Below are 25,836 nucleotides of genomic sequence, written 5' to 3'. Positions count from 1 at the left end.
TGTCGCCGGTCGCGGGTCGGGCCGGCGTCGCCGAGTGAGTCAGGGATGAATACCAGCAGCCGGTTCGCGTTTGCCGTTCACGTGCTCGCCTTGCTGTCGATGCAGGAAGGCGTGCCGTTGTCGTCCGACATCATTGCGGGCAGCGTGAATACGAATCCGGCGCTGATTCGCCGGTTGCTGTCGATGCTGGCGGCAGCCGGGCTGACGACGTCGCAGCTCGGGGCGGGCGGCGGTGCGCTGCTCGCGCGCGAGCCGGGCGAGATCACGCTGCTCGACGTGTATCGCGCGGTCGACGATGCGCAACTGTTCGCGCTGCACCGCGAGGCGCCGAATCCGGCGTGTCTCGTCGGGCGGCACATCCAGGGCGTGCTGACCGGCTATATCGGCGACGCGCAGCGCGCGATGGAGGCTTCGCTCGCCACGCGCACGTTGGTCGACGTGACGGCCGACATGCTGGATCTGGAACAGCGCACGCAACGAGCGGCGCGCGCCGGCGGGTAACCGGCGGCGGGTGACCGGCAGCGGGCGACCAGCAACGGGCAACTCGCGGCGGACAACCGACGACGGGTGCCCGGCGGCGGGCAGGGCAGGAAGCCGGGCGGCGCGTATGCACGCGACGATCGGCGCAACGGGGGCTTCGCCCCGTTTTTTTCGGTCTTATATGTAATTAACTGTGTTACATATTTCTATTTCTGGAGAATCGATATGACGCAACGTTCGTTGAATATCGCGCTGTTCGGCGCCACCGGGATGATCGGCTCGCGCATCGCGGCGGAAGCCGTGCGGCGCGGCCACCGCGTCACGGCGCTGTCGCGCCATCCGGGCGCATCCGGCGACGGCATCACCGCGAAGGCGGCCGACCTGTTCGACGCCGCCAGCATCGCGGCCGCGCTGCCGGGCCATGACGTCGTCGCAAGCGCGTACGGCCCGAAGCAGGAAGATGCGGCGCAGGTCGTCGCGGTCGCGAAGGCGCTGGTCGCCGGCGCGCGTCAGGCCGGGTTGAAGCGGCTCGTCGTGGTGGGCGGCGCCGGTTCGCTCGAAGTCGCGCCGGGCAAGCAACTCGTCGACACCGAAGGTTTCCCGGACGCGTACAAGCCGCAGGCGCTCGCGCACCGCGACGCGCTCGGCTACCTGAAGACGGTCGCCGATCTCGACTGGACCTTCTTCGCACCGGCCGCGCTGATCGCGCCGGGCGAGCGCACGGGCACGTTCCGCACCGGCATCGGCAAGCTGATCGTGGACGCGCAAGGCAACAGCAAGATCTCGGCGGAAGATTACGCGGTCGCGTTCGTCGACGCGCTCGAGCAGGACAGCTTCGTGCGCGAGATCGCGACGGTCGCGTATTGAGCGGCGTGACGGCCGGCGGCGGGTAAGCGCCGGCCCGGGCGCGACGTGCAGGCGGCGACGCGCAGCCATGTCAGGCGATTCCGCCCTCGCGGGCGGCGTCGCCTGTTTCATTTGGCGCGGCGCGCGCGGCGAAAGCGTCGCGTGCATGACAGATCGGTATTTACACCGGTCGACGCGACGAGGCAGTTTTCATATTGTTCCCCGTTGGGCAGGATGAATAGAATAAATTTCTATCGACGAGGGAATGGAGAAATGGACGCCATCGATCGCAAGCTGCTGGAGCTGCTGCAGGCGGATGCCACGCTGCCGATCGCCGAGCTCGCGCAGCGCGTGAACCTGTCGCAGACGCCGTGCTGGAAGCGCGTGCAGCGGCTGAAGGAAACCGGCGCGATTCGCGCGCAGGTCGCGCTGTGCGATCCGCGCAAGCTCGGGGTCGGCACGACCGTGTTCGTCGAGATCCGCACGAACCAGCACACCGAGGAATGGGCGCAGCGTTTCACGCAGGCGGTGCGCGACATGCCGGAAGTGGTCGAGGTCTACCGGATGAGCGGCGAGACCGATTATCTGCTGCGCGTCGTCGTGGCGGGGATCGACGACTACGATCGCGTCTACAAGCAACTGATCCGCACGGTGCCGCTGTTCGACGTCAGTTCGTCGTTCGCGATGGAGCAGATCAAGTATTCGACCGCGCTGCCCGTGCGCGATCTGGCCGAGCCCGCCTGACGGGCACGCCGTCGCGCCGGCCACGCGGTGTCAGCGGCCGCGCGCGAGTGCGCGTGCGCGCTCGTCGGCCAGTGCGTCGCGGCGCACGAAATCCGCGACGAACGGGCTGGCCGGATGATGGTGCAGCGCGTACGGCGTATCCCATTGCGCGAGCCGGCCGTCGTTCATTACGCCGATCCGGTCGGCGATCGCGAACGCTTCCGCCTGATTGTGCGTGACGAGGATCGCGGTGTGGCCCGTGTGCTTCAGGATGTCGCGCAGCTCGAACGCGAGCCGCTCGCGCGTATCGACGTCGAGATTCGAGAACGGTTCGTCGAGCAGCAGCAATTCCGGCGACGGCGCGAGTGCGCGCGCGAGGGCGACGCGCTGCTGCTGGCCGCCCGACAGTTCGTGCGGATACGCGTCGCCGGAATCGGCGAGGCCGACGAGCTCGAGCATCTGCGCGACGCGCAGGCGCCGTTCGGCCTTCGGCCTGCGCCGCAGGCCGAACGCGACGTTGTCGGCCGCGCTCAGGTGCGGGAACAGCGCGTAATCCTGGAACATCATGCCGATGCGCCGCCGCTCGGGCGGCACGTCGAGCGACGGCGCCGCGACCGGCGTGCCGTCGAGCACGATGCGCCCCATGCGCACGGGTTCGAAGCCGGCGATCGCGCGCAGCACGGTGGTCTTGCCGCAGCCGGACGCGCCGAGCAGGCAGCCGATGTCGCCGCGCGGCAGCGCGAGGCTCAGGCCGTCGACCACGGTGCGGCGGCCGTGCGGCGTGTCGTAGGCGACGCAGAGGTCGTCGAGTTCGAGCAGGTTCACGGTGTCAGGCTCCGATCTTGTGGCGGGTGCGTGCGAGCAGGATCACGGGCACGAGCCCGGCCAGCACGATCGCGAGCGCGGCGACCGCGCCTTCTTCATAGGTGCCGCGCGCGGCTTCCGCATACAGCCACGTCGCGAGCGTGTCGAAGTTCAGCGGGCGCAGCAGCAGCGTGGCCGGCAGCTCCTTCATCGCGTCGACGAACACCAGCAGCGCGCTCGTCGTGAGCGCGGGCCGCAACAGCGGCAGATGGACGCGGCGCAACGTGCCGCCGGCCGTCTCGCCGAGCGAGCGCGCGGCGTGTTCGAGCGACGGCGGAATGCGTGCGAGGCCGGCCTCGATACCGCCGGCCGGGATCGCGAGGAAGCGCACGGTATACGCGATCACGAGCGCGGTCGCGGAGCCCATCAGCAGCAGTCCGTCGCGGCCGAGCGCCACGCCGAACAGCCGGTCGGCCGCCGCGAACGGAATCAGCAGGCCGATCGCGAGCACGGTGCCCGGCACCGCGTAGCCGAGGCTCGCGATCCGCGTGCACAGGCGGGCAGGCCCCGCGCGCGCGCTGTCGCGCTGCGCGCGCGCGGCCCACGCGACGACGAGCCCGCACGCGAGCGTCGCGGCGGTGGCGGCGGTCGCGATCGTCAGCGTATTCGCGAGCCCCGTCATCAGTTGCGCGGATACGCCGCCGACGAGGTGCAGCCGCTTGCCGGTCTCGGCCGCGAGATAGGCGGCCGGTGCGCCGAAGCCGAGCAGGACGGGCAGCCAGCCGAGCGCCGCGGCGCCCAGCGCGGCCGCGCCGGCCAGGCGGCGCGGCGCGATCGGCCGCATGCGCCGGCCGTGCGCGTAGCGCTGACGGCGGCGCCCGTAGCGTTCGAGCGCGATCATGCCGACGACGATCGCGAGCATCGCAAGCGCGATCTGCGCGGCGCCGGCGAGATCGGAGCGCGTGATCCACGTCGTATAGACGGACACGGTCAGCGTCTGCACGCCGAGAAATTCCGACGCGCCGATATCGTTCAGCGTTTCGAGCAGCGCGAGGCTCATGCCGACCGCGATCGCCGGCCGGGCAAGCGGCACGACGACGCGCCAGAACGTCGCGACGCGGCCGGCGCCGAGCGTGCGCGCGGCCTCGAGCAGGCTCGCGGACTGCGTGACGAACATCGCGCGCGTGCTCAGATAGACGTACGGATACAGCACGAAGCCCAGCACGAAGATCGCGCCGGGCAGCGAGCGCAGGTCGGGCAGGCGGAACTGGCGCGGACTGTCGAAGCCGAGCAGCCAGCGGATCGCGCCCTGCACGGGGCCGATCGGATGCAGCAGGTCGAGATACGCGAACGCGACGATGTAGGTAGGCACCGCGAGCGGCAGCAGCAGCGCCCAGGTCAGGATCCGGCGGCCGGGAAAATCGTAGGCGGTGACGAGCCATGCGCAGCCGGTGCCGACGATCGACACGATCCCGCCGACGCCCGCGAGCAGCAGCAGCGTATTGACGAGCGCCTGCGGCAGCACGAATTCGGCGAGATGCGCCCAGTGCGCGAGATCGGCGTCGAACGCGGCGGCCACGAGCACCGCGAGCGGCGCCGCTACCGCCGCGGCGATCGCAACGGCAGCGCCCAGCCAGACGCTGCCCGCACGCAACCGAAAGGGCTGGCGGCGCGCGCGGGCCAAAGGTGCATCAGTTGTCAAAGCCGACCTTGTCGACGAGCTGGCTGGCCGCCTTGCGATGCTTCGCGATGTCGGCGAGCGGCAGCGGGTCGACCTTCAGCGGGCCGAAGCTTGCGATCACCGGATCGAGCTTCACGTTCGCGCGCACCGGGTATTCGTAGTTCGCCTGCGCATACAGCGCCTGCGCTTCCGGCGATACCAGATACTCGAGCAGCTTCACCGCGTTGGCCTTGTGCGGCGCATGCTTCGCGACCGTCGCGCCGCTGATGTTCACGTGCGTGCCGTCGCTCTTCGCGTTCGCGAACGTCGGGCGCACGACCTTGATCGCATCGCCCCATTTGCGGGCATCGGTGCCGGCTTCCGCGTTCTTCATGTGGCCGACGTAGTATGCGTTCGCGAGACCGACGTCGCAGATGCCGCCGAGAATGTCGCGCGCGACGTCGCGGTCGCCGCCCGTCGCCTTGCGCGCGAGGTTCGCCTTCACGCCGCGCAGCCACTTCTCGGTCGCGGCTTCGCCGTCGTGCGCGATCATCGCGGCGACGAGCGCCGTGTTGTACGGATGCTGGCCCGAGCGGATGCAGACCTTGCCCTTCCATTTCGGATCGGCGAGATCCTCGTAGCGGAACGCATCGACCTTCAGGTCCTTTTCGACGTACAACACGCGGTCGCGCAGCGACAGCGCGTACCAGTCGCCATTCGCGCCGCGCAGGTTCGCGGGAATCGCGTCGTCGAGCGCCTTCGAGCGCACCGGTTGCGTGACGCCGCCGTCGACGAGGTCGAGCAGGTTGCCGACGTCGACCGTCATCAGCACGTCGGCCGGCGACTGCGCGCCTTCGGCCTTCACGCGCTCGAGCAGGCCGTCCTTCACGAATACGGTGTTGACCTTGACGCCGCTCTGCTTCGTGAACGCGTCGATCAGCGGCTGGATCAGCTTCGGTTCGCGGGTGGTGTACAGACTGACTTCCTCGGCTGCCTGGGCAAGCGGCGCGAAGGCGGCCGCAGCCAGGGCGAGAGCGCCGGCGAGCGGCAGCAGGCAGGTGCGCGGATTCGACATGGAGAACTCCGGTGGGGCAGGTGGACGAGGAAGCGTTCCGGCGCGCGCCTGCCGCCCGAGCGACCCGGAACATTACAAAACGAAAGATTTGCGATTCTAGATCGAAATGGGAATGATTATCAAATGAAAGCTTTCGAAAGCCGTCGGGAAGACGCCGGGCGGAGAGCGCGACGGCACGGTGCGGCGCGGATACAAGCGCGTAGAATGCCGGCTTCAACGAATTCGACGGAGCCGCCCCGACCATGAACGATCAGCGCAAGAAGAACCCTGTCCGCAACGTGAGCATCCTGATCGTCGTGGCCGTGCTGCTCGTGATCGGGACGATCCTGTACAACGCGATCTCGCAGAAGCACGCGTACGACGAGGCCCATCCGGCCGAGGCCGCGAGCGCGAGCGCCGCGTCGCATTGACGCGTCGTGCCCGTGCGTGATCGCCGCGCGGCCCGGGACGGGGCCGCAGCGATGCGCAGGTACGGGAACGGGAGAGCGGGACTGCGGTGGGCGGTACGATGCGTCGTGTGACGCCGTGGGATCCGAGAGAGACGCGGGCGCCGGAGCCGGCGCACCGCATGGAGAGTCAGCCGTGCGTCAACGTGACGCAGGGGCGAATTTCGGGCGGATCTGGGCATAGAACACGGCCGCGAGCAGCGCGAGCCATGCCGCGCCGACATACAGCGCGACGCGCGTATCGTCGAACCAGCCGAGCATCACGATCACGAAACCCATGAAGGCGATCGTCAGCGCCGGCGCCACGGGCCACATCGGCACCTTGAACTTCAGCGCCGCGACTTCCGCGCGCGACAGGCGCCGGCGCATCGCGACCTGCGACAGCAGGATCATCAGCCAGACCCACACGGTCGCGAACGTCGCGATCGCGGCGACCACCAGGAACACGTCCTTCGGTATCAGATAGTTGAGCAGCACGCCGACCAGCAGCGCGGCGGCCATCACGAGCACCGTGACCCACGGCACGCCGTGGCGCGACGTCGTCATCAGCACGCGCGGCGCCTGACCCTGCCGCGCCATCCCGAACATCATCCGGCCCGCGCCGAAGATGTCGCTGTTGATCGCCGAGATCGCCGCGCTGATCACGACGAGGTTCAGGATCGTCGCGGCGGATTTCACGCCGAGCGCCGAGAAGATCTGCACGAACGGGCTGCCGTCGCTGCCGACGCCGGTCCACGGTCCGATCGACATCAGCACCACCATCGTCAGCACGTAGAACAGCAGGATGCGCGCAGGCACCGCGTTGATCGCGCGCGGAATCACGCGCTCCGGGTCCTTCGCCTCGCCGGCGCTCATCCCGATCACCTCGATCCCGCCGTACGCGAAGATCACGACCGACAGCGACGCGATCAGCCCGCCGATTCCGTTCGGCAGGAAGCCGCCGTGGTTCCACAGGTTCGCGAACGTCGGCGCGTCGGCCGAATGACCGAAGTGCATGCCGGTCAGCAGGATCGCGACGCCGCCGCCGATCATCGCGACGATCGCGCCGACCTTGATGATCGACAGCCAGAATTCGAGCTCGCCGAACACCTTTACGTGGCACAGGTTCAGCCCGCAGATGATCGCGACGACGCCGAGCACCCAGATCCATTGCGGGACATCCGGAAACCAGAAGCCCATGTAGATGCCGAACGCGGTGATGTCGGCAATCGCGACGATCACCATTTCGAGCGTGTAGGTCCAGCCGGTGACGAAGCCTGCGAACGGGCCGAGGTTCTCGGTCGCGTAGTGGCCGAACGAGCCCGCGACGGGGTCGCGCACGGCCATCTCGCCGAGCGCGCGCATCACCATGTAGACGGCCGCGCCGCCCAGCAGGTACGCGAGGATCACCGCCGGGCCCGCGAGCTGAATCGCGGACGCCGACCCGTAGAACAGGCCCGTGCCGATCGCCGAGCCCAGCGCGAGAAAGCGGATGTGCCGCGCGCTCAGGTGGCGCTGCAAGTTTTTCATCGAGTCTCCGATATCGTTTTATGCGACGAACCGGGCGAGCGCGGCCGGTCCGATTGGCTCAAGTTGTCTATACAACTTGAATGTGAACGAATGATAACAAGCCGGGCCTGGTGACCGGAATCGGGTATTCCCTGACTGGCGCGGCGAGCGGAACGGCGCATGGAACACTCGCGCGCCCGCAGGTGCGGGCCGTGTGAGCGGGTGGGGCATGCTTCGGGGCAACCGTCAAGCCGGCGCGCGCCGGCGGCCCGGTCGCGACGTGCGCGGGCCGACCTGCCGGCGCGGACATGCGCGGTCAGGCGGGCAGGCGGATCACGCTCGCATCCTTGCGGATCAGCAGCGACGACGCGAGCATCTGCTTGCACTGGTGCGCGAGCACCTTCAGGTCGTGCGTGAGCTCGGCGCCGACCGCGTCGGATTTCTCCGCGGACACGACCATCGCATCGAGATCGCGCGTGATCTGCTTCGACGTTTCGAGCTGGTCGGCAGGCGGCGGCTCGCCGGCTTCGGCCTTTTCGAGATTCTCGAGCACGGCGGCGAGGCCGCGCTGCAGCGCGTCGTCGTGGACGAGGCCGCCATCGGCCGCGCATGCGCTGCGAATCAGCGGCGCGGCAGCGGTGATCTGCGCGCCGAGCACGTGCGTCTGCACGAGCAGGTCGTTCAGTTCGGGCACGAAGCGCTGGTGCGCCTTCGGCTCGATCATCATCCGCTGGAACGCCTGCCCGAGGTTCGCGAACGCGATGTGCACGTCCTTGCGGGCGAGGCGGTAGCGGTAGTCGTCGTCGAGCGGGCTGACCGGCGTTTCGATCGCCGCGGCGACGACGGGTACGACGGCCGCGCCGTCGGCGGTCGGCACCGGCGGCGGCGACATGCCGCGCCCGGCGCGCCACACGGCCTCGAAATACTTGCGGGTGGACGTCAGCATGTCGGTGACGAGCTTGCCCATCAGCCGGTATTCCCAGTACGGGAACAGCCGGCTCGCGGCGATCGCGATCATGCAGCCGACCACCGTGTCGATCGCGCGCTCGCCGATGATCCGCATGCTGCCCGGCGCGAGCAAGTGAAACATCAGCAGCACGTACGACGACGTGAACACGACGCTCGCCGCATAGTTGAACAGCAGCAGGCTGTAGCTCATCACCATCGACCCGAACATGATCGCGATCAGCAGGTGCGGCTCCTTCACCGTATAGATCAGCGCGATGCTCGCCGCGCAGCCGATCAGCGTGCCGATGATCCGCTGCGCGTTGCGCTGCTTGGTCAGCGAGTAGCCGGGCTTCAGGATGATGATGGTGGTCATCACGATCCAGTACGCGTTCGTGAGCGGCAGCAGCCGGCCGATCCAGAAGCCGACCGCCACGGCGATCGTCACGCGCAGTGCATGGCGGAAGCTCGGCGAACGCATGTTCAGGTTCGAGAAGATCAGCAGCGGCGACATGCGGCGGCGCTGCAGGAAACGCGTGAGCGCCTTGTCGATCTTCAGTTCGGTTTGCTGCGGATCGGCGTGGCCCGACAGGTTGCGGCGCATCCGGTCGATCAGGCGCGTCGCGCTCCAGATGCGCCGGAACGTCGCGAGCACGGCCGCATACGCTTCCGCGTGGGTGGCCGCGAAGTTCTTCTTGCGCATCAGCTCGATCTCGTACTCGATCGCGCGCAGCTCGGCCTTCACGCTGATGCGCGAATGCGGCGCGCGGTTCTCGAGCACCGCGAGGCCGATTTCCTCGAGATCGGCCGCGGCCTTGCGGATCAGGTCGCGGTAGAAAATGATGAGATCCGAGCCGCCGAACGTGTTGCGCACGAGCGGGTAATCGGTATGCGCGCCGACGAACAGCTCGTGCAGGTCGACGCTGTTGATGAACAGGTTGTACATCGTCGTGCGGCCGGGATCGAGCTTGCCGCGCCGCAGCTTCGGCAGGTTGCGCAGCACGATGTCGCGCGCGGTTTCCTGCGTTTCGACCGCGGTGATCTGCCGGGCGACGAGATTGCGATAGCACTCGTCGAGATCGGCGTCGAGATCGTAGAACTGCGCGCGCGCGAGCAGGTAGTCGGCACAGGCGAACAGGCTTTCGGCCAGCGCCTGCTGCTCGATCCGGCGGGCCTGCCATTGCGACACGAGCGTGGCCCAGTACGTGTACCAGAGGCCGCCCGCGAGAATCCAGCCCGCGTTGACGAACGCCTGCAGCGGCGTGAATTTTTCCTCGAGCGTCATCACCATCATGAACAGCGTCGCGAAGCTGATCTGCGGCCAGCGATTGCCGTAGACGACGATCAGCGACAGCACGAACGTGAGCGGCACGATCGTGAGCCACAGCGCGAAGATGTTCGGTGTCGCGAGGCCGGTGGCGAGCGCGGCCAGGAAGCCGATCACGCTGCACGCGAGCATTTCGTTGTGCTTGTACTTGAGCGGGCCCGGCATGTCGACGACGCAGGCGCCGAGCGCGCCGGTCGAGATCGTGAAGCCGAGCTCCCGGTTGTGAAACACGATCAGGCACAACACGGCCGGCAGCGACACGCCGACCGCGATCCGCAGGCCGCCGAAAAAGTACTGGCTGTAGAAAAACTTTCTGATTTCGACCGAATAGCGCATCGATGGGCTGAATGGCAGACGAAGACGCCCGGGGGCGGCGTATTGACTGGCGACGAGTCTATCGTATTTCGCGGTTCGCAAAAGCTGGCTTTCCGGCCGAGGTTCGCGGCGGCGGCCCATTTGCTATCCTTGGTGATCCTGTTCGCCCGATCCCGCCGGTGCGAGGTTCAGACGCCCGCTTCATGCTCCATCTTTTCTATTCGAACCGTCACGAAACGCTGGCCGACGCGCTGCTCGAGGATCTGGCCGCGTTCCCGGCCCGCAACGGCCCGTGGGCGCCGCAACAGGTCATCGTGCCGAGCGCCGCGCTGCGCCGCCGCCTCGAGCTCGACATCGCCGCGCGCAACGGCGTGTGCGCGAACGTCGAGTTCACGTATCTCGCGCAGTGGCTGTGGGCGCAGATCGGCCGCGTGCTGACGGTGCCCGCGCGCTCGCCGTTCGCGCCCGACCGGCTCGTGTGGCGCTGCTACCGGCTGTTCGCGCAGGCGGCCGACGGTGCGCCGTGGCGCGCGTCGCCGCGGCTGGCCGCGTATCTGTCGGCGTCCGACGATGCGATGCGCTACGAACTGGCTCATCGCGTCGCGGCCGTGCTCGATCACTACCTGACCTATCGCCCCGAGTGGCTGGCCGCGTGGCAGGCCGGCGAATCGGTGCTCGCCGGCGACGGCGCGCCGCGCGGGATCAGCGACGCCGCGCGCGACGACGAGCGCTGGCAGGCCGCGCTGTGGCGCGCGCTGCTCGCCGAGCTGAGCGACAGCGGCACGCCGCCGGCGCACCGCTTTCTCGTCGAAGCGCGCCATCTCGATGCCGATGCGCTCGCGCGCGCCGACTGGCCCGAATCGGTCAGCGTGTTCGCGCTGCCGACGATGCCGCCGCTGCACGTCGCGCTGTTGCGCGAACTGTCGCGCTGGATCGACGTGCGCGTCTACGCGCTGAATCCGTGCCGCGAATTCTGGTTCGACATCGTGACCGCCGCGCACGCCGAGGCGCTCGATGCGGCCGGGCGGCGCGACTTCCAGGAGGTCGGCCATCCGCTGCTCGCCGAATGGGGCAGGCAGACGCAGGCGCAATTGCACATGCTGCATGAGCTGACCGAAGGCGCCGCGGCAGGCGATGCGTCGCGTTTCGTCGAGAATTCCGCGCCCACCTGGCTCGCGCGCGTGCAGAACGCGATCCTCGAACTGCAACCGGAGGCCGAAATCGGCGACACGCCGGTCGAGCGCGGGATCGAGGTGCACGTGTGCCACAGCCTCGCGCGCCAGCTCGAGGTGCTGCACGACCGGCTGCTCGCATGGTTCGACGCCGATGCGAGCCTGCAGCCGTCCGACGTGCTCGTCGCGGTGGCCGATCTCGCCGCGGCCGGGCCGTTGATCGACGCGGTGTTCGGCACGGCGGGCGCCGGCGGTGCGCGGGTGCCTTACCGGATCACCGGCCTGCCGCCGTCGCAGGCGAATCCGGTCGCGCGCGTGCTGCTCGACTGGCTCGCGTTGCCGGAGCGGCAGGTCGGCGCGCCGGAGCTGGTCGAATGGCTGCGCGTGGATGCGGTGGCCGCGCGCTACGACATCGACGCGGCCGCGCTCGAAACGGTGCAGACCTGGCTCGCGGCCGCCGGCGCGCGGCGCGGGCTGTCGCCGCTCGCAAGCGACGACGCGGCCGTGCCCGCGCCGCGCCATACGTTCTCCGATGCGCTCGCGCGGCTCTTTCTCGGCTATGCGATGCCCGACGGGGCGGTGCCGATCGGGGCGTGGCTGCCGATCGAGGCGGCCACCGGCAGCGAGGCCGAACTGCTCGGCCGGCTCGCCCGGTTTACCGACGATCTCGACGGCTTCGCGCGGCGGCTCGCGGAGTCGCACACGCCGCGCGGCTGGAGCGAACTGTTCGCGGACACGCTCGCGCGCTTCTTCGATTCGGGCGCTGCGTACGCGGACGCGCTGGCCGGCGTGCGCGACGCGCTCGACGCGATGCTGGCCGCGATGACGGAGGGCGCGCCCGACGAGGCGTTGCCGGCGGCCGTCGTCCGCGCGGGGCTCGCCGCGGCGCTCGACGATCCGGCCCGCGGCGGCGTGCCGTGGGGCGGCGTCACGTTCTCGTCGCTGACGAGCTTGCGCGGGCTGCCGTATCGCGTCGTCTGCCTGCTCGGGATGGACGACGGCGTGCTGCCGAGCCTCGCGCGCGCGGACGAGTTCGACCTGATGGCCGTGCTGCCGAAGCTGGGCGACCGGCAGCGCCGCGACGACGAGCGCAATCTGTTTCTCGACCTGTTGCTCGCCGCACGCGACCGGTTGCTGATCGCCTATACGGGCCGCAGCATTCGCGACAACGCGCCGTTGCCACCGGCGGCGCTGGTCGACGAACTGCTCGACCATCTCGCGGACGTCACGGCCGGGCCCGGCGCCGCACCGGACGCGGTCGATGCCGCGCGCCGCGCGTTCATCGTCGAGCATCCGCTGCAACCGTTCGCGGCCGCGTATTTCCAGCCGGGCAGCGGCCTCGTTTCGTATGACGCCGAGCGGGCGACGCTCGCGTCGCTGCTGGCCGCCGAGGCGTCGCGCGACGGGCCGCGCGAGCAGCCGTTCTTCGCGCAGCCGCTGCCGGCGGAGCCGGTCGAGCCCGTCGCGTTCGGCGAATTCGAACGTTTCTGGCGCCATCCGGCGCGCGCGTTGCTGCGCGGCCGGCTCGGCATCGTGCTGGCCGACGCGCAGGCCGAACTGCTCGATACCGAGCCGTTCGCGCTGGACTTCGCCGGCAGCGACGCGCTTGCCGAGCGTGTGCTGCCGCTCCTGATCGAAGCGGGCGACGGCGGCGTGCACGATCATGCGCTGCGCATTGCGGACGCGAGCCCCGAACTGCCCGGCGGCGCGACGGGCGCGGTGTGGCGCGATCAAGCGCTCGGTTCGATGACCCAGCTTGCGTCGAACGTGCGCCGTGCGCTGGCCGACGGCATCGAGCGGCGGCCGTTCTCGCTCACCGTCGTGCCGACGTGGCCCGATACCGAGCAGGCGCTGTTCGGCGCCGACGACGCGATGCTGGCGGCCGACGCGGTGAGCGCGCCGCTCGAATTGCACGGCACGCTGAATCGGCTGACGCCGGCCGGGCAGGTCATCTATCGCTATGCGCGGCCGAGTGCGCGCGATTACCTGTCCGCGTGGCTCGCGCATCTCGTCTACTGTGCGATCGAGCCCGGCGGCCCGCGCCGCACGCTGTGGTTCGGCAGCGGCGGTGCGTTCGAGCTGACGCCCGTCGCGGCGCCGCTCGAACGGCTCGCGCCGCTGGCCGCGCTGTTTCGCGCGGGTCGGCGCATGCCGCTGCGGTTTTTCCCGCGCAGTGCGTGGGCGCGGGTGTCCGACGGCGAGGCCAAGGCCGCGAGCGTGTGGATCAACGAGCGGGTGGCGAGCGAAGCCGACGATCCGGCCATCGCGATCGCATGGCGCGGCGCGCATCCGTCGCTCGACGAGCCGTTCGGCACGCTCGCGCGGCTCGTGTTCGAGCCGCTCGTCGAGCATCTGAAGGAGGTCGCATGAGCGCCGTGTCGCAGCCGCAGGCGCTCGAACTCGACGTGTTCGCGTGCCCGCTCGACGGCGTCAACCAGATCGAGGCGTCGGCCGGCACCGGCAAGACGTGGAACATCTGCGCGCTGTATGTGCGCCTGCTGCTCGAAAAGGATCTCGGCGCGGACGAAATCCTCGTCGTGACCTTCACGAAAGCGGCGACGGCCGAACTGCACGAGCGGATTCGCAGCCGGCTCGCGCAGCTCGCGCATGCGCTCGACACGGGCGACGACGGCGGCGATCCGTTCATCGCGCGTCTGTGGGAAACCGCGCTCGGCGTCGGCGGCGCGCTCGATCCCGAGACGGCCGCGAAGCGGATCCGGCGCGCGCTGCGCGCGTTCGACCAGGCCGCGATCCATACGATCCACGCGTTCTGCCAGCGCGCGCTGCAGGAAGCGCCGTTCGCGGCCGCGATGCCGTTCGCGTTCGACATGGAGGCCGACGATGCGTCGCTGCGCTTCGAACTCGCCGCGGATTTCTGGCGCACGCGCGTCGAACCGGCGGCCGCGCGCTGGCCGGGTTTCGCGGCGTGGCTCGTCGAATCGGGGGCCGGCCCGGCCGCGCTCGATGCGCAGCTCGCACGCCGGCTGAAGAAGCCGCTGGCCGCGCTGCGCTGGGACGGCGTGACCGAGCCGGACGAATCGGCCGAAGCGGCCGCAGCCGAATGCTTCGCGCGAGCCGCGCGCATGTGGGCGGCCGAGCGCGACGCGATCGATGCGCTGCTGCGCGCCGCGCAGCCCGCGCTCAATCAACGCTCGCACAAGCCCGACGCGCTCGCCGATGCGCTCGCCGCGTGGGCGGTGCATTTCGAGCAGGGCGACGCGACGGCCGCGCTGCCGAAAGCCGCGCTGAAGCTCACGCAAACCGCGCTCGCGAAGGCGACGAAAAAAGGCGGTGCGACGCCCGCACACGCGTTCTTCGAGGTGGCCGACGCGCTCGAAGCGGCCGTGGCGGCGGCCGAGGCCGCGCAGCGCGCGCGCTGGCTCGCGCTGATCGCCGAATGGCTCGACATGGCGCCGCGCGAATTGGCCGAGCGCAAGCGCACGCGGCGCGTCGTGTCGTTCGACGATTTGCTCGCGAACCTGTATCACGCGTTGCACGCGCATCCGTGGCTCGCCGACACGCTGCGCGCGCGCTATCCGGCCGCGCTGATCGACGAGTTCCAGGATACCGATCCGCTGCAGTTCGCGATCTTCGACCGGATCTTCGCGCCGGGCGGTCCGCTGTTCCTCGTCGGCGATCCGAAACAGGCGATCTACAGTTTTCGCGCGGCCGATCTGCATACCTATCTCGCCGCGCGCGCACGGGCGAGCGCGTGCTACACGCTCGCGGTCAATCAGCGCTCGACGCCCGCGATCGTCGATGCGTGCAACCGCTTCTTCATGTCGAATCCGCGCGCCTTCGTGCTCGACGGGCTCGACTATTACGCGGTGCGCGCCGGCACGCGCGTGCGGGCGCCGTTCGTCGACGAAACCGATCCGGGGCCGGCGGGCGATTTCCGGGTATGGGCGCTGCCGGGCGGCGAAGGCACGTTGCTCAAACGCGACGCGCAAGCGCAGGCTGCCCAGGCCTGCGCGGCCGAGATCGCGCGGCTGATGCGCGGCGCACGTGAAGGGCGCGTGCGGCTGGGGGACACGCCGTTGTCGCCGGGCGACATCGCGGTGCTCGTGCAAACGCACCGGCAGGGTAGCCTCGTGAAGCGCGTGCTCGCGACGTGGGGCATCGGCAGCGTCGAGCTGGCGCAGGCGTCGGTGTTCTCGACCGGCGACGCCGAGCAGCTCGAACGCGTGCTCGCGGCGATCGATGCGCCCGGCGACCTGCGACGCCTGCGCGCGGCGCTCGCGTCCGACTGGTTCGGGCTCGACGCCGGCGCGCTGTGGCGCATGGAGCAGGGCGACGGCGATGCGCCATCCGGTGCGTCGGCGGCCGACAGCGCCGATGCGATGAGCTGGGTCGAGCGCTTCTCGCGCTATCGGCTGCTGTGGCGCGAACGCGGTTTCGCGGTGATGTGGCGCACGTTCACGCGCGAGCTGCGGATCGCCGAACGGCTGATGGCCGGTGCGGACGGCGAGCGCCGCGTGACCGACGTCAACCATCTGGCCGAGTTGACGCAAGCGCGGGCATCCGCACAGCCCGGCATCGCGCCGACGCTGCGCTGGCTCGCCGCGCAACGGCTCGACGGCGGCGGCGAGGAAGCGCAACTGCGGCTCGAATCCGATCGCAACCTCGTGCAGATCGTCACGGTGCACAAGTCGAAGGGCCTCGAATACGCGATCGTGTTCTGCCCGTTCCTGAACGACGGCGGGCTGCGCGAGCCGCCGTCGTCCGCGCTGCCCGATGCGCGCGAGTATCACGACGACGCGGGCGATGCAGTGCTGCATTACGGATGCGACGACGAGGCGGCCGCGCATGCGGCGCGGCAGGCGCTGCGCGAGCAGGCCGCGGAACGCGCGCGGCTCGTCTACGTGGCGCTCACGCGCGCGGTGTATCGCTGCTATGTCGTCGCCGGGCCGTACCTGTCGTCGCGCTCGACGCGCGAAGCGCGGCGCAGCGTGCTCAACTGGCTCGTCGCGGGGGCCGGCCATGCGTTCGATGCGTGGCTCGACGAGCCGCCCGACGAGGCCGCGCTCGATGCGGCATGGCGCGCGCTCGCGGGCGGCCCCGTGAGCATCGCGCCGCTGCCCGTGCCTGCGCGCCGCGAGCGTCTCGCGGCCGGGCACGACGCGTCGCAGACGCTCGCGGCGCGCCATGCGACGCGCATACTGCGCGATGCGTGGCGGATGGCGAGCTTCAGTTCTCTGACCGCGTCGATGGCGCGCGAGGAGGCGGGCGTCGCGGCCGTGCCCGACGACGAATTGCGGCCCGATCACGATGCGCTTGCCGCGGTGGCGCCGGATGGCGAACCGATACTGGCCGACACGGTGGCGGCCGCCCCGCCGGACGACGACATCCTCATGTTCCCGCGCGGCGCGGCGGCCGGCGAATGCTTGCACCGCCTGTTCGAGCTCAGCCGGTTCGCGGAGCCCGAATCGTGGCACAAGGCCGCGCTCGGCGCGCTGCACGACCGGCCGGTCGAGGCCGAGCCGGCGCTCGCGGCACGCCTGCCGGCGATGATGGCGCGGCTCGTCGACGACGTCGTGCACACCGAGCTCGTGCCGGGCATGCGGCTCGCCGATCTCGATCCGGCCAAGCGGCTCGACGAAATGGGTTTCCTGTTCCCGGCGCCGTCGCTCGACCTGACGGCGCTGCGCCGGCTGCTGGTCGCGCACGGCTATCCGGACGTTGCACTGGAGGCGGGCACGCTCGCCGGTTTCATCAAGGGTTTCATCGACATGATCGTCGAACACGACGGCCGTTTCTGGATCGTCGACTGGAAGTCGAACCACCTCGGCACGACGCCGGACGCCTATGGCCCGCGCGCGCTCGACGTCGCGATGGCCGATCACGCGTATCACCTGCAGGCGCTGCTTTATACGGTCGCGCTGCATCGCTACCTGCGCGGCCGGCTGCCCGATTACGACTACGACACGCACGTCGCCGGTTACCTGTACCTGTTCGTGCGCGGCGTGCGGCCCGGCTGGCGCAGCGGCGGCGAGCCGGCCGGCGTGCATGCGCGGCGGCCCGCGCGCGCGCTCGTCGACGCGCTCGACCGGATGATGGAAGGGGGCCGCGCATGACCGCGTCCGACGACATGCTCGAATTCACCGGCGGCCTCGTCGCGCGGCTGCCCGAGCCGGCCGATTTCGGCATCGCGCTCGCGGAAGGCTTCGCACGCCGCATCGGCGACCTCGCGCGCCGTGCCGGTGCGCCGGCCGCGGCGGCGCGCTGGGCCGCGCGCGCCGCGTTCGCGACGAGCCGTGCGACCGCCGGCGGCCACGTGTGCGTCGCGCTTGGCGCGCTCGCGCAGCGCTACGAAGCGTCGCTCGACGAGGTGCGCGCGGCGCTGGCCGCGAGCGGCGTGGTCGCGTTCGGCACGCTCGCGCGCGGCGACGAGCGGCCGCTGATCGTCGACCGGCTCGATCATCTGTACCTGTCGCGCTATTTCGATTACGAACGGCGGCTCGCCGATGCGCTCGTCGCGCAGGCCGGTGTCGCCGCGCCGGACGAAGGCCTGTCGCCCGACCGGTTGCGCGACAGTCTCGCCCGTTACTTCGGGCCGGCCACCGGCGAAGTCGACTGGCAGCGCGTGGCGGCGATCGTCGCGCTGACCGGCCGCGTGACGATCGTCAGCGGTGGGCCGGGCACGGGCAAGACGACGACCGTCGTCGGCGTGCTGGCCTGCCTGCTCGATGCGCACCCGGGGCTGCGCATCGCGCTGGCCGCACCGACCGGCAAGGCCGCGCAGCGGATGCAGGAGGCGCTGCACGCGCGCGCCGGCGATCTGCCGCCCGAACTCGCGGCGCGCCTGCCCGACACGTCGTACACGCTGCATCGGCTGCTGGGCGGCGGCGGGGCGGCCGGCTTCCGGCATCATCGCGACAATCCGTTGCCGTACGATCTGATCGTCGTCGACGAGGCGTCGATGATCGACGTCGCGCTCGCCGCGCATCTGCTCGACGCGCTCGCGCCGGGTGCGCGGCTCGTGTTGCTCGGCGACAAGGATCAACTGGCCGCGGTCGAGGCCGGCGCCGTGTTCGCGGAGCTGAGCGCACGGCCGGCGTTCACCGCCGCGGCCCGCACGCGCATCGCGCAGGCGCTGGGCATCGACGAGGCGGCGTTCGTCGCGGCGTTGCCGGTGCCGGACGAAGCCGCGCCGGCAGCGGATGCGCGCGCACATCCGGTTTCCGCGTCCGCACGGGCTCCGGCTTCGCCGTCGGCATCCGCGCCTGTTGCGCGCAAATCGGCGCCTCGGCCGAAAGTCGATGCGCGACAGGCGTCGCTCTTCGACGACGAACCGCAGGATGACGAAGCGTCGTCGGCCGACATCGCGCCGTCGCCGTCATCCGGGTCGGCATCGGCCGATGCCGGCGCACCGGGCGATGCGCCGGCCTGGATCGAGGCCGACGAGCTCGCTTGGCTCGACGCCGTCGAGCTGGCGCCGTTCCACGCAGACGATGCGGCGCTGACGTCGGCGGCGGTCGCCGCATCGCCATGGGCCGGCGAAGCCGCTGCCGCATCCGCAGGCACGCCCGCTCCGGCACCGCTCGCGGACTGCGTCGTGTGGCTCGAACGCAATTACCGCTTCGGTCTCGATTCGCCGATCGGCCGGCTGTCGCTCGCGATCCGCCGCGGCGACGTGCAGGCGGCGCTCGATGCGCTGCCCGCCGACGACTCGGCAGCCGCATCGTTTCATGACGATGCGGGCGACACGCTGGCGTCGTCGACGGTCGAGCGGCTCGCACGGCGTTTCGGCGCATACCTCGATGCATTGCGCGACGCGCTGGCCGCGCCGGCGCCCGATCCGCTGCCGCTGTTCGACGCGCTCAACCGGTTCCGGATCCTGTGCGCGACCCGCAGCGGCTCGCGCGGGGCGGAACACGTCAATGCGCTGGTGGCCGCGCACGTGCGGCATGCGGCGCGCGTGCCGCTCGCGGTCGGCGCGCACTGGTTCACCGGGCGGCCGATCATGGTCACGCGCAACGACTATGCGCTCGGGCTGTTCAACGGCGACATCGGCATTGCGCTGCCCGACGCGCACGGTGTGCTGCGCGTGTGGTTCCGGCGCGCGGACGGCGCCGCGCGTGCGGTGTCGCCGGCCGCGCTGCCGCCGCACGAAACGGCGTTCGCGCTGACGGTGCACAAATCGCAGGGCTCGGAATTCGACGAAGCCGCGCTCGTGCTGCCTGCGTCGTTCGGCCGGGTGCTCACGCGCGAGCTCGTCTATACGGCCGTCACGCGCGCGCGCGCGCGCGTGCAGGTGATCGGGCCGCGGCGCGTGCTGGCGCAGGCGGTCGCGACGCGCACGCAGCGCGATTCGGGGCTCGCGGCCCGCGTCGACGAGGCGCTCGCCCGACGCCGCACGGAGGCTTCGCGATGATGATTCGCTACACGCTCGATCCGGCCGAGGTCGAATGGACGGCCGTGCGCGCGCAGGGCGCGGGCGGGCAGAACGTGAACAAGGTGTCGAGCGCGATTCATCTGCGCTTCGACATCCGCGCGTCGTCGCTGCCGCCGCTCATCAAGGAGCGGCTTCTCGCATTGTCCGACCAGCGCATCACGCGCGACGGCGTCGTCGTGATCAAGTCGCAGGAATATCGGACGCAGGAGAAGAACCGCGAGGCCGCGCTCGCGCGGCTCGATGCGCTGATCGGCAGCGTCGCGCACACGCCGCGTGCCCGGGTCGCAACGCGGCCGACGCGCGCGTCGAAGGAGCGGCGGCTCGAGCACAAGTCGCGCCGCAGCGTGGTGAAGTCGGGGCGTGGGAAGGTGATCGACTGACCAATGAACGCGGACGCGCGTCGCACGCGATCGTCCGCCGCGCGCGGCGGCTACCGCATCACGGTTCCCGCGCTGTCGAGCACGAAGTCGACGCAGAACACGACGAGCCGGCTCTGCGCGCGGATCGCGACGGCGGCCGTATAGCAGTCGCGGCCTTCCGTCAGCGAGAAATGAGGGCCCATCAGCGCGACGCGCCCGGGGGCGGCGATCGCGCGCTGGAAATACGGGCGCCGCGACCAGTTGCTGTGGGTTTCCGGGAAGAGCGGCGCGAGGCGGGTCACGCTCGCCTGGCTGTCGTCGGGCGGCGCACCGATCGACGGCAGGAACTGTTCGCCGGTCTCGTCCGTGACGAACACGCGTCGCGCGGCCGGTACCGCGAACACGCGTTGCGCGGCGTCCTGCAGGTTGCCGCTCGCCGAAAACGCGGCCGCGCCGGTGAGCACGAGCCGTTCGATCGCGTCGAAGCCCGGTTGCTGGGCGGCCACCGGCGTGTGCCGGCGGGCGATGAAGCGCCGCCACGCGGCATCGAGCATCGCGGGCGCCGCCGCGCTCGCGTGCGCGATCGATGCATCGGGCTGGCCGAACTGGAAACCCTGCACGAAATCGATGTCGGCTTCCATCAGCGCCTGCAGTGCGTCGTCGCTTTCGACGCCTTCGGCCAGCACCATCGCGCCGGCCTGATGCAGCATCGACACGAGGTGATGCATGATGCGGCGATCGTCGGCCGACGCGGTCGAACGCTCGACGAGCGAGCGGTCGAGCTTCACGATGTCGGGCCGCGCCCGCCACACGCGGTCGAAGTTCGAGAACCCCGTGCCGAAATCGTCGATCGCGATCAGGAAATCGCGATGCTGGATCATGTCGATCGTGCGGGCAAGCGCGGCTTCGTCGCGTGCCGGCTGCTCGACCACTTCCAGCACGATGCGGTTCGGCGGCAGGGCGAAATGCCGGCACAGCGCCTCGACGAACTCGCGCTGCACGAGGCCCGTGTCGAGCACGCGCGGCGTCACGTTCAGGAACAGCCAGCCGTCGCCGATTCCTTGCGTGACGAAGTTGGCCGTGTGCAGGCAGCGCGCGAGCCGGTCGAGCAGCAGCGCGTCGGCGTCGCCGCGCGTCTTGTCGAACAGGGCGGTGGGCGACACCAGCGCGCCGTTCCCGTCGACGACGCGCAGCAGCGCCTCGTAGCCGACGACGCGCTTGTGCGTGATCGACAGCACGGGCTGGAACACGCTGCGCAATGTCGTGGCGCGGTAGGTGGCGAGCCAGCCGTGGGGCGTCGGCGTGAGGCGTTCGAGCAGGGCGTCGAGCGACAGGTCGCGGGTGGACTTCATGTCGACGGTGCCCGGGAGCGGGCGGCGGCGCACCGCCACGCCGATGCAGCCGCATGCGCAGGCGGACGCGGAAGAACGGGGGGCATCGAGACCGCCTTCTGCGGATGAGTGTTCCGAGTGTAACGGGATTGCCGCGGCGCGCGTATCAGGGTAACTCCAGACGCAAACGGTACACCGCGATTCCGGCCCGCGCGCTGCGGCGCGGCGACCGGCCCCGCGTGCATGCGTACGGTGCATGACCGTCGCGAAACGAAGCGCGCCGCGGCGGCGGATGACGATCCCGCCTCCCGCCACCGGGCGGCGGCATGACCGTGCGTCGCTGTTGCCCGATGCGCGGGCCGATGCGGGAAATCCCGGCGGCCGGCCGCCGCCGTCAGACGAATGAGTCGAATGCGTGCGCGCCGCGATGCGATCGGCGGCGCGTCCGCACCTCCGCGTCGCGTCGCCATCGGCATGGCGGCACGGCGGACCGCGGTGTCTGCGCGCCGGCCGCGCCGATCGTCAGGCCGCTTCGCCGTCGCGCGGTCGGACGCCGGGAATCCGCTTGATCACGCCGGTTGCGAGGGCGGTGCCGACGAGCACGATCGCGCAGCCTTCGATCATCACGACCGACACGTGTTCGCCGAGGAACAGCGCGCCCCACAGCAGCCCGAACACGGGGATCACGAACGTCACGGTGATCGCGCGGGCGGGCCCGATATGCGCGATCAGGTAGAAGAAGATGAAATACGCGATGCCCGTGCACGCGATGCCGAGGGCGAGCACCGCGCCCCATGCGTGCGCGCCGACCGGCGCGGCCGGCCATGTCGCGATCGCGAACGGCAGCAGCAGGACGGTCGAGCCGATCATGCTGCCGACTGCGTTGACGAGCGGATCGACGCCGCCGAGCTTGCGTTTCGTGTAGTTGGCCGCGATGCCGTACAGCAGCGTCGCGCCGAGCGCGGCCGCCGCGGCGAGCGCGGTCGCGCTGGCGCCGGTGTCGCCGTGCGCGTTCGCGATCTGGTTCCACACGAGCGTGAGCACGCCGGCAAACCCGATGACGAGGCCGAGCGCGCGCGGCAGCGACAGCTTGTCCTTCAGCCACAGGTAAGCGACGAGTGCGCCCCACAGCGGCGTCGTCGCGTTGATCACCGACGTCACGCCGGCCGACAGCGTCAGCTCGGCGAACGCGAACAGGCAGAACGGGATGCCCGAATTCAGCGCGCCGACGACGAACAGCGGCCACGCATGACGGCGCAGCCGGGCGCCGAGATCGGCGGGTGTGAAGCGCGTCAGCGCGAAGCCCGCGAGAAACAGCGCGCCGATGCCCACGCGCAGCGCCATCAGCGGCGCGACGCCGAAATCGACCACGCCGATCCGGATGAACAGGAAGGAGGCGCCCCACAGGGCGGCGAGCACGGTCAGCAGGAAAGCGTTCTTGGGCGACATCGATCGGCGAGGGCGGGGACGGGATGCGACGAATCTTACACCGCGTTACCGCACCGTCGTTTCACGATCGGATGAAACGACAAGAAACGGGAATTGCGCCGCTTGGCGCCGACGGCGGACGGCCGGCCACACGCCGGCGGCGCGATCGATCAGTGATGACGCCAGCCGCCGCGTCCGCCGAAGCCGAAATTGAGCGACAGCGCGGGGCCCCAATAACTGCCCCACGCGGGCGCATACGCGGGGGCCGGATAGTAGTAGGCGGGGCCGGGATCGACATACACGGGCGCGGGCTGTACCGGCACGGGCGCCGCCGTGTAATAGCCGCCCGGATAGTAGCCGTACGGGTAATAGCAGCCGGCAAGCGTCGTGCAGGCGAGCGCCGCGGCGACGAAGGTCCTGTTCATCATGTGTCTCCGGCGAAAGCCGGCCATCGGCAGATGCTTGAAGCTTAGGCCGAGTACCGATGACACGGTATGAGAAACGGTAACCGATCATTTCCGGGCCGCGGCCGGGCCGGCTGCGATGCCGCATGCGAAAACGGCGCTTCCGCGGTGCGAAAACGCCGTTTTGAACCGACCGGCCAATGGCTGGGCGACGCCCAACCGGCCGATGCGATTGCTTTACTTGCCGACCTGGTTACCGATGATGCCGCCGGCCGCCGCGCCGCCCAGCGTCGACAGCGCGTTGCCGCCGATCGCCGCGCCGGCGACGCCGCCGACACCCGCACCGATTGCCGTATCGCGCTGGCGTCGCGACATCGAATCGCAGGCCGACAGGCTGGCCACCGTCGCGACGAGCAGAGCGCATACCCCAAAACGCCGAATCGAGTTCATGATCGTTGTCCTTGTGGTAGTGAACGGAAGGCGCACGACCGGCTGGCGGCCGCGCATGTCCCCAATCTACGCGCCGTCCCGCGACGCTGCTGTAAGGACTTGTTAAGGCTCGCGCGGTTTCGTAATCAATTGTTTCGTATGGGCCGGCAGGCACGCGACATGCGCAAAAAAGCCCGCTCGAAAGCGGGCTGCGTGCATCGCGATGCGAGCCGGTGCGGCTCGCGGCGCGCTTACTGACGGTGGTAGATCTCGGCGCCGGTCTTCACGAACTCGACCGCCTTGACCTCCATCCCTTTCTTCAGCGCCTCGGTTTCCGACACGCCCTGCTGGGCCGCGAATTCGCGCACGTCCTGCGTGATCTTCATCGAGCAGAAATGCGGGCCGCACATCGAGCAGAAGTGCGCGACCTTGGCCGAATCCTTCGGCAGCGTCTCGTCGTGGAATTCGCGCGCCTTGTCCGGGTCGAGACCGATGTTGAACTGGTCTTCCCAGCGGAACTCGAAACGCGCTTTCGACAGCGCGTTGTCGCGCACCTGCGCGCCCGGGTGACCCTTGGCGAGGTCGGCGGCGTGCGCGGCGAGCTTGTACGTGATGATGCCTTCCTTCACGTCGTCCTTGTTCGGCAGGCCAAGGTGCTCCTTCGGCGTCACGTAGCACAGCATCGCGGTGCCGAACCAGCCGATCATCGCGGCGCCGATGCCCGACGTGATGTGGTCGTAACCCGGCGCGATGTCGGTGGTCAGCGGCCCGAGCGTGTAGAACGGCGCTTCCTTGCACCAGTCGAGCTGCAGATCCATGTTCTCCTTGATCAACTGCATCGGCACGTGGCCGGGGCCTTCGATCATCACCTGCACGTCGTGCTTCCACGCGATCTGCGTGAGCTCGCCGAGCGTCTTCAGCTCGCCGAGCTGCGCTTCGTCGTTCGCGTCGTAGATCGAGCCGGGGCGCAGGCCGTCGCCGAGCGAGAAGCTCACGTCGTACGCCTTCATGATCTCGCAGATCTCTTCGAAGTGTTCGTACAGGAAGCTTTCCTTGTGATGCGCGAGGCACCACTTCGCCATGATCGAGCCGCCGCGCGACACGATGCCCGTCATCCGGTTCGCGGTGAGCGGCACGTACTGCAGGCGCACGCCCGCGTGGATCGTGAAGTAGTCGACGCCTTGCTCGGCCTGCTCGATCAGCGTGTCGCGGAAGATTTCCCAGGTCAGGTCCTCGGCCTTGCCGTTGACCTTCTCCAGCGCCTGGTAGATCGGCACCGTGCCGATCGGCACCGGGCTGTTGCGGATGATCCACTCGCGCGTTTCATGGATGTGCTTGCCGGTCGACAGATCCATCACCGTGTCGCCGCCCCAGCGGATCGCCCACGTCATCTTGTCGACTTCCTCGCCGATCGACGACGTGACGGCCGAGTTGCCGATGTTCGCGTTGATCTTCACGAGGAAATTGCGGCCGATGATCATCGGCTCGGATTCCGGGTGATTGATGTTCGCGGGAATGATCGCGCGGCCGCGTGCGACTTCGTCGCGCACGAACTCGGGCGTGATCTCGGCGAGCGCGTTCGCGCCGAAGGCCGCGGCGCCGAACGCCTGGCCCGGGTGCTGGCGGCCCATCATCGCGGCGAGCTTCGCGCCGTTCGGGCCGCTCGACTTCAGGCTCTCGATGTACTCGGCGCGGCGCTGGTTCTCGCGGATCGCGATGTATTCCATTTCCGGCGTGATGATGCCCTGACGCGCGTAGTGCATCTGCGTGACGTTCTTGCCGGCCTGTGCGCGGCGCGGGTTGCGGTGCAGGCCCGGAAAGCGCAGGTCGGCGGTGGCCGGATCGGCCGCGCGCTCGAGGCCGTATTGGCTCGACAGGCCGGGGAGCACCTCGGTGTCGCTGCGCGCTTCGATCCAGCGCTGGCGCAGCGCGGGCAGGCCCGCGCGGATGTCGATCTTCGCGTCCGGATCGGTGTAGGGGCCCGACGTGTCGTACACGTAGATCGGCGGATTCTTTTCGCCGCCGAAGCCGGTCGGGGTGTCGGCCTGCGTGATTTCACGCATCGGCACGCGGATGTCGGGCTGCGAGCCGGTTACATACACCTTTCGCGAGTTGGGCAGCGGCGCGACGGCAGCGGCGTCGACATGGGCGTCGGCGGACAGAAACTTCGGATTGGCGTTCATGCAATCTCCTGTGCGGGCGCCGGACA

The 25,836-nt window shown here is 69.8% G+C and carries 18 protein-coding genes; 8 read left to right on the top strand and 10 right to left on the bottom strand.

Annotation, left to right across the window (positions count from 1 at the left end):
- Nucleotides 1-45: 45 nt before the first annotated feature.
- The 3 genes from WS96_RS26435 to WS96_RS26425 all read left to right on the top strand — a co-directional run bounded on the left by WS96_RS26435 (nucleotide 46) and on the right by WS96_RS26425 (nucleotide 2,070).
- Nucleotides 46-501, top strand: a complete 456-nt coding sequence (locus WS96_RS26435; protein WP_034206849.1) for an Rrf2 family transcriptional regulator — start codon at nucleotides 46-48, stop codon at nucleotides 499-501.
- Between the two features lie 204 nt (nucleotides 502-705).
- Entirely contained in the window at nucleotides 706-1,347 is a 642-nt protein-coding gene (locus WS96_RS26430; RefSeq protein WP_059836633.1) for an NAD(P)-dependent oxidoreductase, read from the top strand.
- A 252-nt stretch (nucleotides 1,348-1,599) separates the two neighbouring features.
- The gene (locus tag WS96_RS26425; RefSeq protein ID WP_059836631.1) at nucleotides 1,600-2,070 is read left to right on the top strand and encodes an Lrp/AsnC family transcriptional regulator; all 471 of its coding nucleotides are present in this window, start codon (nucleotides 1,600-1,602) and stop codon (nucleotides 2,068-2,070) included.
- Nucleotides 2,071-2,100: 30 nt separating this feature from the next.
- Here WS96_RS26425 and WS96_RS26420 read toward each other — a convergent pair whose 3' ends face one another.
- Genes WS96_RS26420 through WS96_RS26410 form a run of 3 tightly spaced genes read right to left on the bottom strand, consistent with a single transcriptional unit; the run spans nucleotide 2,101 to nucleotide 5,588 of the window.
- The gene (locus tag WS96_RS26420; protein ID WP_059836629.1) at nucleotides 2,101-2,874 is read right to left on the bottom strand and encodes an ABC transporter ATP-binding protein; all 774 of its coding nucleotides are present in this window, start codon (nucleotides 2,872-2,874) and stop codon (nucleotides 2,101-2,103) included.
- 4 nt (nucleotides 2,875-2,878) lie between these two features.
- The gene (locus WS96_RS26415; protein ID WP_059836627.1) at nucleotides 2,879-4,555 is read right to left on the bottom strand and encodes an ABC transporter permease; all 1,677 of its coding nucleotides are present in this window, start codon (nucleotides 4,553-4,555) and stop codon (nucleotides 2,879-2,881) included.
- On the bottom strand, nucleotides 4,545-5,588 hold the full coding sequence (locus WS96_RS26410) for a Fe(3+) ABC transporter substrate-binding protein (protein ID WP_059836625.1): 1,044 nt from the start codon (nucleotides 5,586-5,588) through the stop codon (nucleotides 4,545-4,547). The genes WS96_RS26415 and WS96_RS26410 overlap by 11 nt, the downstream gene beginning before the upstream one ends.
- Nucleotides 5,589-5,830: 242 nt before the next feature.
- Here WS96_RS26410 and WS96_RS33895 point away from each other — a divergent pair, with 242 nt between their 5' ends.
- A complete protein-coding gene (locus WS96_RS33895; protein WP_108041923.1) occupies nucleotides 5,831-5,998 on the top strand; it encodes a hypothetical protein in 168 nt (55 codons plus the stop codon).
- A gap of 177 nt (nucleotides 5,999-6,175) precedes the next feature.
- On the opposite strand, the gene WS96_RS26405 is transcribed toward WS96_RS33895, so the two are convergent.
- Entirely contained in the window at nucleotides 6,176-7,543 is a 1,368-nt protein-coding gene (locus WS96_RS26405; RefSeq protein ID WP_059836623.1) for an amino acid permease, read from the bottom strand.
- A gap of 295 nt (nucleotides 7,544-7,838) precedes the next feature.
- Complete coding sequence (locus tag WS96_RS26400) at nucleotides 7,839-10,130, bottom strand: FUSC family protein (RefSeq protein WP_034206855.1); 2,292 nt, start codon at nucleotides 10,128-10,130, stop codon at nucleotides 7,839-7,841.
- 182 nt (nucleotides 10,131-10,312) lie between these two features.
- Between WS96_RS26400 and recC the strand changes: the two genes are divergently transcribed.
- The 4 genes from recC to arfB are packed head-to-tail and all read left to right on the top strand — an operon-like array spanning nucleotide 10,313 to nucleotide 20,056.
- Nucleotides 10,313-13,651, top strand: a complete 3,339-nt coding sequence (recC, locus tag WS96_RS26395; protein ID WP_059836620.1) for an exodeoxyribonuclease V subunit gamma — start codon at nucleotides 10,313-10,315, stop codon at nucleotides 13,649-13,651.
- Nucleotides 13,648-17,355 carry an exodeoxyribonuclease V subunit beta gene (recB, locus tag WS96_RS26390; protein WP_059836618.1) on the top strand — a complete coding sequence of 1,236 codons (3,708 nt, stop codon included), beginning with the start codon at nucleotides 13,648-13,650 and terminating at the stop codon, nucleotides 17,353-17,355. The genes recC and recB overlap by 4 nt, the downstream gene beginning before the upstream one ends.
- On the top strand, nucleotides 17,352-19,655 hold the full coding sequence (locus WS96_RS26385; RefSeq protein WP_059836616.1) for an AAA family ATPase: 2,304 nt from the start codon (nucleotides 17,352-17,354) through the stop codon (nucleotides 19,653-19,655). Before recB ends, WS96_RS26385 begins: the two co-directional genes overlap by 4 nt.
- On the top strand, nucleotides 19,652-20,056 hold the full coding sequence (arfB, locus tag WS96_RS26380) for an alternative ribosome rescue aminoacyl-tRNA hydrolase ArfB (RefSeq protein ID WP_059836614.1): 405 nt from the start codon (nucleotides 19,652-19,654) through the stop codon (nucleotides 20,054-20,056). Before WS96_RS26385 ends, arfB begins: the two co-directional genes overlap by 4 nt.
- Before the next feature lie 50 nt (nucleotides 20,057-20,106).
- Here the strand turns inward: arfB and WS96_RS26375 are convergent, their stop codons facing one another.
- The 5 genes from WS96_RS26375 to thiC all read right to left on the bottom strand — a co-directional run bounded on the left by WS96_RS26375 (nucleotide 20,107) and on the right by thiC (nucleotide 25,810).
- Nucleotides 20,107-21,387 (bottom strand): sensor domain-containing phosphodiesterase, encoded by a 1,281-nt coding sequence (locus WS96_RS26375; RefSeq protein WP_059824598.1) that lies wholly within the window; start codon nucleotides 21,385-21,387, stop codon nucleotides 20,107-20,109.
- A 501-nt stretch (nucleotides 21,388-21,888) separates the two neighbouring features.
- A complete protein-coding gene (locus tag WS96_RS26370; protein ID WP_059836612.1) occupies nucleotides 21,889-22,815 on the bottom strand; it encodes a DMT family transporter in 927 nt (308 codons plus the stop codon).
- A 149-nt stretch (nucleotides 22,816-22,964) separates the two neighbouring features.
- Nucleotides 22,965-23,219: a hypothetical protein gene (locus tag WS96_RS26365; protein WP_027784015.1), complete on the bottom strand. Its 255-nt coding sequence runs from the start codon at nucleotides 23,217-23,219 to the stop codon at nucleotides 22,965-22,967.
- A gap of 216 nt (nucleotides 23,220-23,435) precedes the next feature.
- Nucleotides 23,436-23,648 carry a glycine zipper 2TM domain-containing protein gene (locus tag WS96_RS26360; RefSeq protein WP_011545020.1) on the bottom strand — a complete coding sequence of 71 codons (213 nt, stop codon included), beginning with the start codon at nucleotides 23,646-23,648 and terminating at the stop codon, nucleotides 23,436-23,438.
- A 230-nt stretch (nucleotides 23,649-23,878) separates the two neighbouring features.
- A complete protein-coding gene (thiC, locus tag WS96_RS26355; RefSeq protein WP_059836610.1) occupies nucleotides 23,879-25,810 on the bottom strand; it encodes a phosphomethylpyrimidine synthase ThiC in 1,932 nt (643 codons plus the stop codon).
- Nucleotides 25,811-25,836 lie beyond the last annotated feature (26 nt).

Source organism: Burkholderia sp. MSMB1835, from assembly GCF_001526365.1.
In the GTDB taxonomy this organism is placed as follows: domain Bacteria; phylum Pseudomonadota; class Gammaproteobacteria; order Burkholderiales; family Burkholderiaceae; genus Burkholderia.
Note: the sequence above shows the minus strand (reverse complement) of the source record. Positions and strands in the feature narration are given on the sequence as shown.

Coding starts and splice junctions, on each gene's coding strand:
- WS96_RS26400 (WP_034206855.1), bottom strand. CDS start 10,130: ATGCGCTATTCGGTCGAAATCAGAAAGTTTTTCTACAGCCAGTACTTT.
- WS96_RS33895 (WP_108041923.1), top strand. CDS start 5,831: ATGAACGATCAGCGCAAGAAGAACCCTGTCCGCAACGTGAGCATCCTG.
- recC (WP_059836620.1), top strand. CDS start 10,313: ATGCTCCATCTTTTCTATTCGAACCGTCACGAAACGCTGGCCGACGCG.
- WS96_RS26365 (WP_027784015.1), bottom strand. CDS start 23,219: ATGAACAGGACCTTCGTCGCCGCGGCGCTCGCCTGCACGACGCTTGCC.
- recB (WP_059836618.1), top strand. CDS start 13,648: ATGAGCGCCGTGTCGCAGCCGCAGGCGCTCGAACTCGACGTGTTCGCG.
- WS96_RS26375 (WP_059824598.1), bottom strand. CDS start 21,387: ATGAAGTCCACCCGCGACCTGTCGCTCGACGCCCTGCTCGAACGCCTC.
- WS96_RS26370 (WP_059836612.1), bottom strand. CDS start 22,815: ATGTCGCCCAAGAACGCTTTCCTGCTGACCGTGCTCGCCGCCCTGTGG.
- WS96_RS26385 (WP_059836616.1), top strand. CDS start 17,352: ATGACCGCGTCCGACGACATGCTCGAATTCACCGGCGGCCTCGTCGCG.
- WS96_RS26410 (WP_059836625.1), bottom strand. CDS start 5,588: ATGTCGAATCCGCGCACCTGCCTGCTGCCGCTCGCCGGCGCTCTCGCC.
- WS96_RS26435 (WP_034206849.1), top strand. CDS start 46: ATGAATACCAGCAGCCGGTTCGCGTTTGCCGTTCACGTGCTCGCCTTG.
- WS96_RS26405 (WP_059836623.1), bottom strand. CDS start 7,543: ATGAAAAACTTGCAGCGCCACCTGAGCGCGCGGCACATCCGCTTTCTC.
- WS96_RS26425 (WP_059836631.1), top strand. CDS start 1,600: ATGGACGCCATCGATCGCAAGCTGCTGGAGCTGCTGCAGGCGGATGCC.
- arfB (WP_059836614.1), top strand. CDS start 19,652: ATGATGATTCGCTACACGCTCGATCCGGCCGAGGTCGAATGGACGGCC.
- WS96_RS26430 (WP_059836633.1), top strand. CDS start 706: ATGACGCAACGTTCGTTGAATATCGCGCTGTTCGGCGCCACCGGGATG.
- WS96_RS26360 (WP_011545020.1), bottom strand. CDS start 23,648: ATGAACTCGATTCGGCGTTTTGGGGTATGCGCTCTGCTCGTCGCGACG.
- thiC (WP_059836610.1), bottom strand. CDS start 25,810: ATGAACGCCAATCCGAAGTTTCTGTCCGCCGACGCCCATGTCGACGCC.